Source organism: Bacillus sp. P4_E1 (genome assembly GCF_056401715.1).
This window is the reverse complement of record NZ_JBFUIV010000004.1, coordinates 204,091-219,903: the sequence shown is the minus strand read 5'-3', so window position 1 is coordinate 219,903 and position 15,813 is coordinate 204,091. Positions and strand designations below refer to the sequence as shown.

8 protein-coding genes are annotated in these 15,813 nt (G+C 33.0%); 6 read left to right on the top strand and 2 right to left on the bottom strand.

Features of this window, described 5'->3' with window-relative positions; translation table 11 throughout:
* The first annotated feature begins 40 nt into the window (after window positions 1-40).
* Window positions 41-460 carry a VOC family protein gene (locus AC1DS7_RS07470; RefSeq protein ID WP_002141316.1) on the top strand — a complete coding sequence of 140 codons (420 nt, stop codon included), beginning with the start codon at window positions 41-43 and terminating at the stop codon, window positions 458-460.
* Window positions 461-541: 81 nt separating this feature from the next.
* Here the strand turns inward: AC1DS7_RS07470 and AC1DS7_RS07465 are convergent, their stop codons facing one another.
* Both AC1DS7_RS07465 and AC1DS7_RS07460 read right to left on the bottom strand, forming a co-directional pair.
* Window positions 542-1,381, bottom strand: a complete 840-nt coding sequence (locus AC1DS7_RS07465) for a dimethylarginine dimethylaminohydrolase family protein (RefSeq protein WP_002141317.1) — start codon at window positions 1,379-1,381, stop codon at window positions 542-544.
* 217 nt (window positions 1,382-1,598) lie between these two features.
* Window positions 1,599-2,318 carry a 4'-phosphopantetheinyl transferase family protein gene (locus AC1DS7_RS07460; protein ID WP_002141318.1) on the bottom strand — a complete coding sequence of 240 codons (720 nt, stop codon included), beginning with the start codon at window positions 2,316-2,318 and terminating at the stop codon, window positions 1,599-1,601.
* A gap of 327 nt (window positions 2,319-2,645) precedes the next feature.
* Here AC1DS7_RS07460 and AC1DS7_RS07455 point away from each other — a divergent pair, with 327 nt between their 5' ends.
* The 5 genes from AC1DS7_RS07455 to AC1DS7_RS07435 all read left to right on the top strand — a co-directional run bounded on the left by AC1DS7_RS07455 (window position 2,646) and on the right by AC1DS7_RS07435 (window position 15,797).
* On the top strand, window positions 2,646-3,677 hold the full coding sequence (locus AC1DS7_RS07455) for a serine hydrolase domain-containing protein (RefSeq protein ID WP_016103163.1): 1,032 nt from the start codon (window positions 2,646-2,648) through the stop codon (window positions 3,675-3,677).
* Window positions 3,678-3,897: 220 nt separating this feature from the next.
* The gene (locus AC1DS7_RS07450) at window positions 3,898-4,908 is read left to right on the top strand and encodes a fatty acid desaturase family protein (RefSeq protein WP_002141320.1); all 1,011 of its coding nucleotides are present in this window, start codon (window positions 3,898-3,900) and stop codon (window positions 4,906-4,908) included.
* A 195-nt stretch (window positions 4,909-5,103) separates the two neighbouring features.
* Complete coding sequence (locus AC1DS7_RS07445; RefSeq protein ID WP_476998886.1) at window positions 5,104-5,823, top strand: thioesterase II family protein; 720 nt, start codon at window positions 5,104-5,106, stop codon at window positions 5,821-5,823.
* A complete protein-coding gene (locus AC1DS7_RS07440) occupies window positions 5,813-11,578 on the top strand; it encodes an amino acid adenylation domain-containing protein (RefSeq protein ID WP_476998885.1) in 5,766 nt (1,921 codons plus the stop codon). Before AC1DS7_RS07445 ends, AC1DS7_RS07440 begins: the two co-directional genes overlap by 11 nt.
* Entirely contained in the window at window positions 11,571-15,797 is a 4,227-nt protein-coding gene (locus AC1DS7_RS07435; protein WP_476998884.1) for a beta-ketoacyl synthase N-terminal-like domain-containing protein, read from the top strand. The genes AC1DS7_RS07440 and AC1DS7_RS07435 overlap by 8 nt, the downstream gene beginning before the upstream one ends.
* The last annotated feature ends 16 nt before the right edge of the window (window positions 15,798-15,813 follow it).

The following is a 15,813-nucleotide window of genomic DNA, read 5'->3' as shown; positions in this document are numbered from 1 at the left end:
TTGATAAGAATAGAAAAAATAAAGTAATAGGGGAAATAAAATGAAAAAAACAATTGACCATATCGGGATCGCAGTTCGTGATATAGATAGTACGATACAGTTTTATGAAAAGGTTTTATCAGGAACTTTAATAGATCGATACGTAAGTGAAGCACCTGGTGTTGAAAGCGAAGTAGCTATTCTTGAAGTTGATGGTGATAGAATCGAATTACTTGCGCCAACGAATAATTCGACTTCTCCAATAGCACGATTTATAAAGCAAAAAGGGAAAGGTGTCCATCATGTTGCGTATCGTGTAGACGATTTAGATGTAGCTTTAGAAGAATTAAAGGAACAAGGGATTCGAACGTTAGAACATACGCTTCGAATTAATAAACATGGTAGACGATTAATTTATCTTAACCCAGCGGATACAGAGGGAACAATCATTGAGTACTGTGATTATCCGGAAGAGAAGTAAAGGAAGTTTATCCTTGAGAAAAGGTGTTACGTAATAACGTAACACCTTTATAATGTGAGCTTTTAATTTTTAGTTTTTTAATCATCCCCTTTGTAGAGGAAGAGTGCAGCAGCGAAAAGATCCGCCAGATTTTATAATTTCTCCAAAGTCGATTTCAATAACCTCATAACCTCTAAGTCTCAGCTCTTTATTTGTTGTAGTATTAATGGGTAAACTAATCATCTTTTTATTGCCTAAAGATAATACATTGGTTGCTAAAGTAAATTGCTCTTTTTTAGATACTTCTATTAAATTATAACGATCTGATAACATTTTTAATGTACTATTACTAAATGCATGTGGATATATTAAGGCTTCTTCCTTTGAAATGATATTAAAAACACAATCTAAATGTAAAAAATCTTTGGAAAAAGGAACAGGAATTATTTTATAGTGTGTGAGCAACTGTTGAAGTTTTATTACAGAGTTAAATAACGTTCGATTGCTTACGCCAATATATACAATATCTTGATCGATAATGACGTCGCCGCCTTCTATATGACTATTAATACAATCTATATAAGTAATATCTTTTTCTAATAATATTTTCTTGAAAATTTGCTCTTCTCCTTTACGAACTTCATTTTTCATGTTAGAAATGAAAACAGTTTCCCCTACAGTAAAACCGATATCTCTCGTGAAAACTTGTTCGGGAAAGCGTACTTCAGGAGGTAGCATTAAAGTGTGTATTCTATTTTCTTTAAGTATATCAATAAATTTTGAGTATTGTTCTCTCGCTAGATTTACATTAAAGCCTAAATTGATAAAATATTTTTGGGTCTTGTTTATACCGCTAGAAATATTCATATATAATGGTTCGCATAGTACAACTTTTTTTAACGTACTATATTCACTTGAGCAATATGACTTTAAAATACTCATTCTAATAATCCTCCAATATAGGTGATTTTTAAATTGTTATACGATGATTGAAGCTTAAAATATTTTTGGATACAGAAGATAAAACGTAATAAAATATGAACTTAAAAAAGATTGAGCTTATAATAATTAAAGTGATTATTATAAGTTGTTATTTTTCTGTATTTTCAGTTTTTTATAACGGCGGGTGTATCATTGCTCTAGAAAAAACGTAAAATAATTATAGGAACTCAGAATAATCTAGTATCTTTATAGATGAATTGTTTATCTGTTCCAAATCTGTATAACAAACCGCGATAGTGTAATTTTGCTCTAACCGATTTAGGCAGAAATAGAATTGACTAAAATCGGAATTAGTGTTCCGTAAGGTTATTTTATTTTGGGACCAATCGTCCATATTGAAGCCAAAACTATCTAATGGATATAGAAGTCCTTTTCCAATTGCTTTAACAAATGATTCTTTTAGAGTCCAAATATCAAAGAAAAACGATAACTGTCTATCGTGAGGAATATACTGAAAATAGTCAATTTCTTCTTGAGTAAAGCATAGTTCGGTTACGGAAAGATCTATAGGTTGAATTTTTTCAATGTCTACACCAATTCGTCCAGTTGAAGCAAGTCCACATATAATCCATTCTTCAGAATGAGATAAATTAAAATCCCCCTTCCAACCATGATATTTATTTAAAAAAGGGCGGCCTGTTCGATCTCTTTTAATAGAGATAGTATCTGCAGGTATGAGCAATAATCTTTGCAAACGTTTTCTGATGCATAGATGAGCTAATAATGTTCTTTGTTGATCTTCTAATTTATGAAATCTTAAAATTCTTTCCCTTTCATTTTTAGGTAATTCTGTGAGTTTCAGCTCTATGTCTTTGTAGGGTAGTAAAATTCCTAATTTAACTGCAATAATTTCTAAGTAACTATCAATTTTTTTCATAATGACCTCACTAACAATATAAATAATAGTCTCAAGAGAATTTAAATGTATAATTAATTTTATTATTTATCAACTACCATTAAATTATAGAGAGCGATATAAGATTTATTGAGAAATCATGTGAATTATATTAAGTGTTATTGTATAGCTATTTTGAAGAAATGAACAAACTTATGTTTTATTTTTTTTTTTTGAAGTCAATTCAATTATTAAAAAAGTTTCTCAAGGTTTGTTATGTATTTTAGATTGCTTTGAAAATTAAATGAAGTTACAATTAATCCTGTTTAATAGTTGGAAAAATCAGAAAAATAAAAGGGGATTGGGTAAGTGATAATTTCTGGAGAAATAAAAGAATTTATAAAGAATTATGATGATAAATTACCATTCTCAGGTGCGATTTTAATTCAAAATAAAAAAAAGATCTTTGAAGATGGATTTGGATATGCGAATAGAAGTGAACAAATTTTTAATACATCACGTACTCGGTTTGGTATGGCTTCTGGGTGTAAAATTTTCACTGCAGTGGCAATATGTCAATTAGTTGAAAAGGGTGTTTTAACTTTTGATACCTGTTTGAAAGAGTGTTTAGAAGACTCATTCCCACATTTTTATGAAGGCATTACAATTCATCATTTATTAACTCATACTTCGGGCATACCAGATTATTTTGATGAAGAAGAAATGGATGATTTTGAAGATTTATGGAAGGATACCCCAATGTATTCTATTAAATCTCCTGCAGATTTTCTGCCTATGTTTCAAAATTATCATATGAAGTTTAATCCTGGAAGTAAATTTTCTTATAGTAATGCAGGTTATATTTTACTTGGGTTGATTGTAGAAAAATTGACAGGGATGAAGTTTGCAGAATATGTAAAAGAGAATATATTTCAGGTTTGTGGCATGTCAGATTCAGGATATTTCCGGATGGATCAACTGCCGGAACGAACTGCACTTGGATATATAGATAATAAAGATGATAACACTTGGAGAACTAATATCTATTCGGTCCCTATAGTTGGTGGGCCAGATGGAGGGGCTTTTACAACAGTTTTAGATTTAGGAGAATTTTGGAATGGATTATTTAATGGGAAACTCCTAAATAAAGAGTACACTAATCAGTTGTTAACTCCTTATGTGAAAAATAATAGTTTACATTATGGATATGGTGTTTGGATTTCAATGGAAAATGATGAGATTCTCAAATATTTTGTATTTGGATTTGATCCAGGTGTGAGGGTTCATTCATCTGTAAATGCAAAGTCTAAGATACAATTCCATATTATGTCTAATGTGGAACGAAATGTAGTTCCTCTTAAAAGTGGGATTGATAAATTAATTTCTGAAAAAAAGATTTAGTTTTTGAGATTCATGGATGTTTTTTGATACCTACAAAATAAAAAAGGATATGAATATTTAACTAAGAGTTAATATGCTTATAAAAACTGTTGGATTGTTCGCTTTAAATGATTAATTAGAGTATAAATTTTGAGAGCCTAAGGGTGTTTGTTAAGGATTTAAATGAAGGATTCCTGATATAAATCAACAGCATTAATTTCTATATAAAGGAGTTAATAATATGATTAGAGGAACTACCGATTTAGGGGAAAGTCAAAAGAAAGAGTTAGAGAAGCATCGTTTTTCGAAAGAAATCAACTTGGAAATTCGCGAATTACAAAAAACCAACAATTGGTATAATTTTTTTGCCATAGGATTGGATTGGGGTATTGTGTCCTTAGTAATTGCATTGAATTATTTTATCCCTACTATGTGGATGTATTTGATTAGTATTGTTATCATTGGTAGCCGTATGCGTGGCCTTGATATTATGATGCATGAGTCAAGTCATCGTATGCTTTTTAAAAATCGTAAATTAAATAAGTGGGTTGCATGTTTCTTTGCTGCTTATCCGATAATGATTTCTTATAAAGCATATTGTAAGAGTCACATGAATCACCACAGGTATTTATGGAGTGAGATAGACCCTGATAAGCAAAGGTATCAAATTGTTGGGTTAGATAAACCGACTAAAAATAAAATGGAATTTTTTATTCAGCATTGCTTAAAGCCTTTGTTCTTAGTACATGTGCCGAATTATTTGATTGGAATGATCAAAGTAACAGCATATGCAAAAGAGGAACCTAGATTTGATCAAATAATCAGGACTCTATATTGGGGCGCTATCATTATTTGTTCAATTGTTTTCGGTTTCTGGCAAGAGTTGATTTTATTTTGGGTAGTTCCGTTTTTAACAACTTTTCAAATGTTAAAATATTGGGCTGAAATGGCCGAACATGCAGGACTAGAATCGGAAAATGAGATATTTGCATCAAGAAATTCTTTTGGGAATTTTTTTGAGCGTTTTCTCATTCATCCTCATAGAAACTCATACCATTTGGTACATCACTTGTTCCCTGCTGTTCCACACTTTAATATAAAGAAGGCTCATCTTATTTTAATGAAAGATGAAGAATATCAAAAAGCGCATCATTGTACAGGGTTCTTTTTTTCCACTGCACCAGGATTCTCTTCTGTAATAGATGATATACAAGGACGTATACCATTTTGGAATAAAGTGAAAGGGAAATAGATCATTATACATGTTGTGCTACATAGGCTGTATGGAAATTTAATGGTTTACCAAAGATAATTCCTGATTGCACCCTAAAATATAAATGGGAGCTAGATTAATAAAAAAAATTGGGAGATGTTAGGTGGCTAATTAAGTTCTATAGAGCCTTTTAAAATTTAGTAAATAATTTTGATTCATAGGAAAGGAGAGTATATGAATAATACGATTCTTTTTTGTTTTCCTTATGCTGGTGGATCCGGTTCGATATATAGTAAGTGGAAAAATTACTTACATCCTAGTATTGAATTGAAACCAATTCAATACGCAGGAAGGGGTAAAAGATTTCAAGAAGATTGTTATGATGATATGAATCACGCGATTAATGATATATTCGAATGTATATATAGAGTTGTAGGTAATTGCGATTACGCGTTTTTTGGTCACAGTATGGGCGGGCTTATCGCTTATGAACTTTGTAAGGAAATAGAAAGTAGAAATCTTAATGCTCCTGTGCATATTTTTCTATCAGGTGTAAAGCCCCCAAATTTTATTAGAGAACAAAAAGTGTCTAACTTACCAGAAAAAGAATTTAAAGATGTGATATTAAATTTAAATGGTACTCCAAAAGAAATTCTTAATAATCAGCAGTTAATGGATATATTTATCCCAATTTTAAGATCTGACTTTAAATTGATAGAAGAATATAAATTCAGTAATGAATTGTACAAGTTAAATACGTGTATTACTGCAATGTACGGTAAGCTGGATGATGTTACTGAGGAATACATGAAAAAATGGTGTGAGTTTACTTCGAGAGATACTATTGTTTATGGCTATCCAGGAGATCACTTTTTTATTAATGAAAATTACATTGATATTATAAATCTTATTAATTCAACATTGGTTGGGAGAGGAGATTATTATGAGCAATGATGTTTATAATGCAGATTTGTTAACTAAAGAGGAGAAGTTTTGGTTGGATCAACTATCAACGGATTTAGAAATGAGTAGTTTTGTAAATTTTAATAAAAAAGTTGGTGTGAAAAATCAGGAAGAAAAAATATTTACATATAGATTATCAGAAAACATATCACATAAAATTAGTGAAATAAGTAATCATTCTGAATATGGAATGCTTATCATTTTGATTGCTAGTGTGAAATATTTGCTCTCAATATACACGGATAGTAAAGATATTTCTATTGGAACGCCAGTAATTCAATCAAAATCTGGCACAGCATATTATGATCATCTTTTGATTATAAGAAGTAATGTCCATAGTAATATGACATTTAAAGAGCTTCTATTAAAAGTACAACAAAACATTACAGAGGCAAATAAAAATCAGAAAGTATCGCATAAGCGATTAGCAAAACTTTTAGGAGATGAGAATGCAAATTCTAATAAACTGAATCCTCGTACAGTCATACAGTTTGAAAATATTCAACATAATATTTCTAATCATTATACAAATGCAGATACCGTCTTTAATTTTACATGGCATGGAGATAAACTAGAGTGTTGTATCACTTGTAAAGAAAGTGTAGGAGACTTGATTGAAAGAGTTATAAATCAATTGACTCATTTGTTAAAAGCAGTAGTAGCTAATCCGAGTATAAGGCTCTCTGAAATTGATATTTTATCCAATGAGAGAAATCGTATTCTAAATGAGTTTAACAACACAAAAACAGGTTTTCCTAAGGATCAATCTGTTGTTGACTTGTTTGAATTTCAAGTAGCTAAAAGTCCCCATAAGCTAGCAGTCTTTTACCAAAATCAAAATTTAACTTACGAGGAATTAAATATAAGAGCAAATCATATAGCACATAAATTAGTTGAATTAGGAGCTAAAAAAGATTCTGTAATAGGAATTATGTTAGATAGATCGCTCGAACTTCCAATTGGTATATTAGGTGTTTTAAAGGCAGGAGCTGCATATTTACCCATTGATCCAAACTATCCAAATGAACGAATTAATTATCTTCTAAGTAATTCTAATGTAGATATCATATTGAAGTACAGCAATAATGAATTTAATTTTATAAATGAAAACACTAGATTTATTGATATAGATACAACTTTGAGAGACGGTACACCTATAGAAATGAGTGGGAATTTAGAATTGAAAATCCCATTAGAGAGCTTAATGTATGTTCTTTATACATCTGGAAGCACTGGTGACCCTAAAGGAGTTATGGTGAAAAGAAATTCATTTATGAATTTGCTCAACTGGTATACCAATGAATTTGATATGAATCCAACCGATAATGTATTATTAATTGCCCCAATTAGTTTCGATACAGCGCATAAAAATTTATTTGCTCCATTGATAAAAGGGGGGCGATTGCACCTTTTTGAGTCAGGTATGTATGATTACAATAAAATGTCTGATTATATAAATATTCATAAAATCACGAGCGTTAATTGTACCCCAAGTGGTTTTTATCCATTGGTTGATTATAATGAGAGAACTAATTTTAGCAGGTTAATCACGTTGAAGCGTATTTTTTTAGGTGGTGAATCGATAAATTGTAAAAAACTCAAACCTTTAGTTAAATCAATAAATTTCAAGAGCGAAATTATAAATACGTATGGTCCCACGGAATGCACGGATTTAGCCGCTTTCTATAGAATTAGTAATCAAGAGATAGAACAATTGAAGGTGATTCCAATCGGGAAGCCTCTTAATAATGTCGAAATATACATTGTTGATCAAGAAATGAATCTTGTACCTATTGGTGTAACAGGAGAACTGTGTATTGCTGGGGTTGGATTGGCACGTGGGTATTATAATGCTCCAGATTTAACGAGAGAAAAATTTGTAGAGTTTCCGAAAATTACCGAAAAAAAAGTTTATAAAACAGGAGATATGGCAAGGTGGATGCCTGATGGGAATATTGAATTTATTGGAAGGAAAGATAATCTTACGAAAATAAGGGGGTTTCGGGTAGAAGTTGGGGAGATAGAGACTGGTCTTATGAAGCATCCAGATGTAGATGAGGTTGTTGTTGCAATCGAAGATACTTTCGGTACGAAAGTATTAAGTGCTTATTTTGTTGCCAATGTGAATATAACAAACTCAGAATTAAGAAATTTCCTTATTAAAAGTTTGCCGAATTTCATGGTGCCAACCTACTTCACTCAACTGAAAAAAATGCCACTCAATCAAAACGGGAAAATTGATCGTAAAGCATTGCCAGTGTCCAACTTGGATCCAGTATCAGACTTCGACTATGTTGCACCAGAAGGCGAATTGGAAAAAAAGGTTGCACATATATGGAGAGATGTTCTTAATATTCAAAAGATAGGAGTGTATGATAATTTTTTTGAGTTAGGTGGGCATTCTTTAAATGCTGCTTCGATTATATTGAAAGTTAACCAAGAATTTGACGTGAATATACACTTAAGTGAAATGTTTAAAAAGCCAACTATAAAAGAATTTACAACTCTAATACTGGATGGGGAACAACATAAAAGTTCAATTATATTACCTGTTGAAGCAAGAGAATACTATCCTGTTTCATCACAGCAAAAAAGGCTATTTATTATGTGGCAACTTAATCGTGATTCAGTAGCTTATAATTTACCGTCGGGGACAATCATAGAGGGTGATCTCGAATATGATATGTTGGTGAGAGCTTTCCAACATCTTGTTGATCGTCATGAATCTTTACGTACATCGTTTTCATTCATCAATGGACAAGTGGTGCAGTATGTACATCCTAAATTAAAGGTTATTGTTGATATCGTTGAAGCATCGGAAGAAGAATTAATGGAGTATGTACATGGGTTTGCTACACCTTTTAATCTGGGACAACCTCCTCTATTTAGAATCAAAGTTATTAAAATCAGAGAAAATAAGCATTTGCTGTTAACTGATGCTCACCATATTGTCTTTGATGGTATATCGATGGACATAATTATGGAGGAATTTTATGATAGTTATTTAAATAAAGATTTGCCTCCGATTAAATTACAATATAGAGACTATGCAGTATGGCAGGCAGAATTTTTTCAGACTGATGATTTTAAGAGTAAAGAAAAGTATTGGCTAAACATATTTAAAGATGAACCTCCATTACTGGAGTTAAATACAGATTATCCACGACACCCGGTGCAACTTTATGATAGTGATTATGTACCAATTATGGCGGGATACGATTTGACAAAGCGTTTGAAAAAGATAGCGAAGGAGAATGGGACAACCCTATATACGGTGCTACTTGCTGCTTTAAATGTATTGTTTTTAAAATATACGGGTCAAGAAGATATTACGATTGGTACCCCTACAGCTGGCCGATCTCGTCCAGGTTTGGAACGGACTATTGGTATGTTTGTGAATACGGTAGTAATAAGAAATTTCCCATGTCGCAAAAAAACATTTCTGAATTTTCTGGATGAAGTGAAGGATAATACAATAAAAGCCATTGATCATGAGGAATATCCGTTTGAATTGTTAGTAAATCAAGTAGATGCTTATCGAAATACAGGGAGAAATCCAATATTTGATATTATGTTTTCTTTGGATAATGATGAGTATTTCTTTAAGGATAAAGGGGAATTAACTTTCCGAAAATTCCCATTTGAAAGTAGTATGACTCAATTTGATATGTTCATTCATGTATTAGAAATTAATGAAGATATGCATTTTAAGTGGAAGTATCGTAAGGATATATTCAAGAAGGATACAGTACAAAGATTAGCAGAACATTTTATTTATCTACTTGATGAGATTACCGAAAAGATGGATATACCATTACAAGATATCCAGATGATGTCTGAATCAGAGATGAAAACCGTTCTTTATGAATTTAATAATACGACGGATGAATATTCGTATCAAATGACGGTGCATGAGATATTTGAGCAGAAAGTGAAAGAAGGTCCATCAGAAAATGCCATCGTGTATAAAGAAATGACACTAACGTACTCTGAGCTGGATGCAAGGGCAAATCAACTGGCCCGCACTTTAAGAAAAAAGGGAGTGCAAAGAAATAGCGTTGTTGGACTTATTGCAGAGCCTTCCTTAGAAATGGTCATAGGAGTTCTCAGTGTGCTAAAAGCAGGAGGGGCATTTTTACCGATTGATCCCACTCTTCCAATAAGCAGGATAAAATATTTTTTGAGAGACAGTGATTGTCAGTTGGTTCTGGCCCGAAATAATATGAAGGAACGCTTTACTTTTGAACAGGAAGTAATTAGGTTGGATGATGAAATAAACTGTAAAGAAGATGGTTGTTATCTTGAAAACATAAACCAGCCCGACGATTTGGCATATGTAATTTATACCTCTGGAACAACCGGTAACCCTAAAGGGGTTATGGTCGAACACAAGAATATTGTGAATCAGTTGATAGGACTCATTCGGAAATTAAAATTTAATCAAGAAATGAATCATTTATTGCTAGCAAAAATCACATTCGATGTTTCTGTTCAACAAATCCTTCTCCCGATTCTCTCTGGGGGTAGGTTATATATTCCTGAGGAAGAGCTAATCGCTGAGCCAAGAAATATGTGGAACTTTATTGAGAAAAACAAAATTAATGTCTTGGGCGCTGTACCTACCCATTTGAAAGTTTTAATAGATAATATTGTCATAAGTCAACCTCTTAACTATGTTCTTGTAGCCGGTGAGGTCTTTACAAAGAGTCTTTATGATCAATTAAAGAGTACTGTTAATGCTGAGATGATTATTAATCTGTATGGTCCAACCGAGACGACGATTTTTTCAACATACTATATTTGTCGTGAAAATGAAGAGGGTTCGAGCATACCAATAGGTAAGCCTCTAAGTAACTATAGGGCATATATTTTAAATCAAGATTATTATCCTGTACCTATTGGTGTGACTGGGGAATTATATATTGCTGGGGCAGGTGTAGGAAGGGGATATATCAATAAGTCAGATTTGACAGATGAAAAATTTATGTCCAATCCATTTATTCCAGGTGAGAAAATGTATAAAACGGGAGACCTTACAAGGTGGCTCCCTAATGGGGACATTGAGTATCTTGGAAGGATTGACCATCAGGTAAAGGTTAAGGGAGTCCGAGTAGAGCCAGATGAAATAAAAAACCACATTTTAAATCATGAATATATTGATAACGCAATTGTTGTTGCGAAACAAAATCAAAGTAATGAAAGCTATTTGTGTGCGTATCTAATTACAAACCAAGAGGTTACCAGTACAGAATTAAGGGAGTATTTGAGGAATAAGTTACCTGAATATATGATTCCGTCACATTTTGTGCAATTAGAGAGTATGCCTGTAACGAATAACGACAAAGTCGACGTAAGAGCCTTGCAAGAAAGGGATGATGAGAATTATATATCGTTAGGTACTACTTATATAGCACCTGGAACGAATCTAGAAAAAATGATAGCGGAGATCTGGAAACAGGTACTTGGGGTAAATCAGGTCGGTATTTATGATCATTTCTTCGAACTTGGTGGGAATTCACTGAATATTATTCAAATAAATGAACGGTTGAAAAATGATTTGAACATCGACATAACTGTAATGATGCTATTTAGATATCCTACAATTTATTCTCTATCCCAGCAATTAAAGATGACCGCTGAGAGCAGGGTACAGGAAAAAATGAATTCAAATAGAGTTCAGGTAATAAAGGAATCGAAAAATAGGTTAAAACAAAGACGTCAAAGAAAGAGGGATTCGAATGAATGATAGTGCACAGGAACCGATAAGAAATGGTATAGAGATTGCTATTATTGGAATGTCTTGCAGATTTCCTGGTGGAGATACTATAAATGAATTCTGGGAAAATTTGAAGAATGGTGTAGAATCGGTAACCTTCTTCACAGATAAGGAGTTACAGAATGGAGGAATTGATCTAGAAACGATCCAAAATCCCAATTATATAAAGGCTGGTGGGGCTATTACAGGAACAGAATGGTTCGACAATAAATTATTTAATTACTCACCTAGGGAATTAGAGGTAATGGATCCACAGCTGAAAATTTTGCACGAGTGTGCCTGGGAAGCATTAGAGAGTAGTGCTTACTTTTCGGATAACTTTAATGGTTTAATTGGTACTTATATTGGAGCATCTACAAACTTATATTGGTTAGAAGCGGTATATGATGGAGCGAAAGATTTTATAAAAGAAGCAGAATTTTTAAATGGTTCTCAATTTTTCGGCACCAGATTATCACATAAATTAAATTTGAAAGGTCCTAGTTATACAGTTCAAACTGCATGTTCCTCTTCATTGGTTGCTGTGCACTTGGCATGTCAAGCTCTATTAAGTGGAGATTGTGACATTGCTTTGGCTGGAGGGGTTTCACTTACATTACCTGAGAAAAGAGGGTATTTATACAAGGATGGCATGATTCTTTCACCAGATGGACACTGTAGACCTTTTGATGATAATGCTAGGGGAACGGTCAATGGAAATGGAGCGGGAATTGTTGTTTTGAAGCGTATGGAGGATGCGATTGCTGATGGAGATTTCATCCATGCTGTTGTGAAAGGATCCGCAATAAATAATGATGGCGCTGATAAGGTTAGTTTTAATGCGCCAAGTGTAGAAGGACAAGCTGCTGTTATTAGAGCAGCTCATCACATGGCCGAGGTAGAATCTGAAAGTATATCATATGTAGAGGCTCATGGTACTGGAACAATGCTAGGTGACCCGATTGAGGTTGAAGCCTTGAAATTGGCATTTAATACAGAGAAGAATAATTTTTGTGGTATTGGATCGGTTAAAGGGAATATTGGTCATCTTGATAACGCTGCAGGTATAGCAGGTTTGATAAAAACTGTAGTTGCTTTGGAGAATCGCATGATTCCACCAAGCATTAACTACGAGAAAGCAAATGAAAAAATTAATTTTGGTAATAGTCCATTTTATGTACAGGATACATTGGCGGAATGGAAGAACCAAGAGTTTCCTTTAAGAGCAGGAGTAAGTTCATTTGGTATGGGAGGAACAAATGCCCATGTTGTACTTGAGGAACCTCCCCAAAGAGAAGCTTCTGAGCGGAGTAGGAGATATCAATTACTTTCTTTTTCTGCACAAACGAAAAAATCTCTTGAAGAGCAAACTGAAAAGTTAGCTGAATATTTAAATCATAACAATAATGTGAATTTGGCTGATGTAGCTTATACACTTTTAAATGGAAGGAAAAATTTAAAATATCGAAGAGCATTAGTGGTTTCGGATATAGAGGAAGCGAAGCGAGAATTTTTTATTCAAAATTCTGCTAAGGTTCAAACTAACATTTGTGATGGCGGTAGTAAGCAAATAATTTTCATGTTTCCCGGGCAGGGTGCACAATATGTAAATATGGGATTGGATTTATATAATGAAGAGAAGAGATTTCGAGATGAAGTGAATCTTTGTTGTGAGATTTTAGAAGAGATTAGTGGGATTGATTGGAAGGAAGTCTTATATCCAAAGGACCTGGAAGCTAGAATGAGAGATGATATAAATCAAACATCTAATACACAGCCTGCAATATTTATTTTTGAATACTCATTAGCAAAAACACTAATGGAATGGGGCATCTATCCGGACGGCATGATTGGACATAGTATAGGGGAATATGTGGCTGCTTGTTTGGCGGGAGTGTTTTCATTAAAGCAAGCGCTTCAGTTGGTGTATGAGAGGGCGACCTTAATGCAACAATTACCTAAAGGCAGCATGATAAGTGTAATGGCTTCGGAAAATGAAATTTTACCACTAATGAATCAAGATGTATCTATTGCCGCAGTGAATAGTCCAATATCATGCGTAATCTCAGGTTCTGATGAGGCAATCTATACTTTTGAGGGGGAATTGATTAGGAAAGGTTTTCAGTTTAAAAAACTTACAACTTCCCATGCCTTTCATTCATCCATGATGGACTCAATTTTAGATACCTATGGAAAGAAGTTAAAAGAAATTAATTTCCAGGACATTAAAATACCATTTATATCCAATTCTACAGGAGAATGGATTACGGAAGAACAAGCAAAAAGTGCAGATTATTGGGTGAATCATCTGCGAAATGTAGTGGAATTTTCTGAGGGCATTAAGCATCTACTATCGGGTACGGAAAGTATTTTTGTGGAGGTTGGACCAGGTAGAACATTAAGTAGTTTTGTTAGACAACATACTCAAGGAGAATCAAAATGCCCAATTATTAATACTGTAAGGCATCCTAAAGAAAAAATTTTTGATGACAATTACTTGCTTCAAAATATTGGTAAGTTGCATATTCATGGCGTGAAGATTAACTGGTCCAAGTATTTTTCGCAAGAAAGAAGATATCGTGTTCCACTCCCTACGTATCCTTTTGAACGGCAGTTCTTTAGCCTTTCTAAGGATATTGAAATGGAAGAGAGTTCCCCTTTATCGCAAAGTGACTATGTAGAAGAGCTAAAGAGGAATGTTGTTCCGAAAGATGATAAACAGCGGAAAATTATAGAATCATATAAGAGAGTTACGGGAGTAAAACAAGTTAGTATCCATGATGATTTCTTTGAATTAGGAGGTAGCTCATTAACGGCTATCAATGTTGTTTCGAGCTTACAGAAGGATTTTGATATTTCTATTAATCATTTATTTGAATACCCTAGAGTCTCTGATCTAGCGCAGCATATGACATATAAAAAGGAGAAGACCATTCCAGATGCATTAGCAACTTATCTGATTGCTAGAGGAGAAAGGCATCGGTTAATGGAGGAGAAGATAAGAGGCGACATAGCGATACGAAGTTTATATGATGATAGAAACAAAAAGTATTACGAAATCAACCTTTCTTGCCAAACCGGTTATAAGGAAGTTCTATTGACAGGAAGCACGGGATATTTGGGCGTTTACTTATTACATGATTTATTAACTGAATTAGATTGCAATGTACATTTGATTGTAAGAAGTGACAATTGTATAAAAGCAGAAAATCGCATTAAAGAAAAAGTTTGCTCTTATTTTGGAACATCTTTTTATGATAAGTATAAGAAAAGAATTTTTGTATATAGTGGCGACCTGACAAAAAAATATATGGGCTTAGATTTGCCGAACTATCAATATTTGAGTGAAACAATCCAATGTATTATACATTCAGCAGGCAGTGTTAGTCATTATGGGAAATATGAAAAATCCTATGAAGCAAACGTTCTAGCTACGAGAAATGTAATTGATTTTTCGCTTAAGGGAGTAAAGAAAGATGTGAATCATATTTCTACATTGGCTGTAGCTTCTGGTGTAGTAAAGAATAACGAAGATATATTGTATACGGAGTATGATAATGATTTAGGGCAAATTATTGAAAATCCTTATCCAAAGACAAAGTTAGAAGCTGAAAAGATTGTACTGGAAACGAGGGATAAGGGAATAAATGTAAATGTTTTTCGAGTGGGAAACATTGGTTTTGATTCTAAAACAGGAAGGTTTCAAGAAAACATAGAGCAGAATGCATTATACTCAATGATGAAATCATATATAAGAATTGGATTGGTTCCAGAAATGGAAAGAGATATAGATTTTGCATGTGTGAATGATGTTAGTCAGGCAATTATTAAGTTGTTTAATAAAAAAGAATTAATGAATGAGACTCATCACATTTTCAATCCTAACTATGTAAGCTTATCAGCTCTTTTAACAACGTATGGATTAGACATAGATGTAAAAGAAACTTCAATTGATAAATTTATAGATTATATCTTTGATGAAAAGCAATTTAATCAATATGCATCAGATATATATAATTTACAGCTGCATTGTATAGGAGATGAATTGAAAACATTTAATGATGTCGAACAAACATTATTCCATATAATGGGGGATAAAACGAATATGCTGTTAAGAAAAACGGGTTTTGTATGGAATAATATTACGGATGAAATGACGAAAAAAATGATTAGATATGGTCAAAAAGTTAATTATTTCGAAAAACATTAAATATAAAGGGGTGATA

Bases quoted from the DNA above. Each gene is read 5' to 3' on its own strand.
- AC1DS7_RS07470 (WP_002141316.1), top strand. From the start codon at position 41: ATGAAAAAAACAATTGACCATATCGGGATCGCAGTTCGTGATATAGAT.
- AC1DS7_RS07465 (WP_002141317.1), bottom strand. From the start codon at position 1,381: ATGAGTATTTTAAAGTCATATTGCTCAAGTGAATATAGTACGTTAAAA.
- AC1DS7_RS07460 (WP_002141318.1), bottom strand. From the start codon at position 2,318: ATGAAAAAAATTGATAGTTACTTAGAAATTATTGCAGTTAAATTAGGA.
- AC1DS7_RS07450 (WP_002141320.1), top strand. From the start codon at position 3,898: ATGATTAGAGGAACTACCGATTTAGGGGAAAGTCAAAAGAAAGAGTTA.
- AC1DS7_RS07445 (WP_476998886.1), top strand. From the start codon at position 5,104: ATGAATAATACGATTCTTTTTTGTTTTCCTTATGCTGGTGGATCCGGT.
- AC1DS7_RS07440 (WP_476998885.1), top strand. From the start codon at position 5,813: ATGAGCAATGATGTTTATAATGCAGATTTGTTAACTAAAGAGGAGAAG.
- AC1DS7_RS07435 (WP_476998884.1), top strand. From the start codon at position 11,571: ATGAATGATAGTGCACAGGAACCGATAAGAAATGGTATAGAGATTGCT.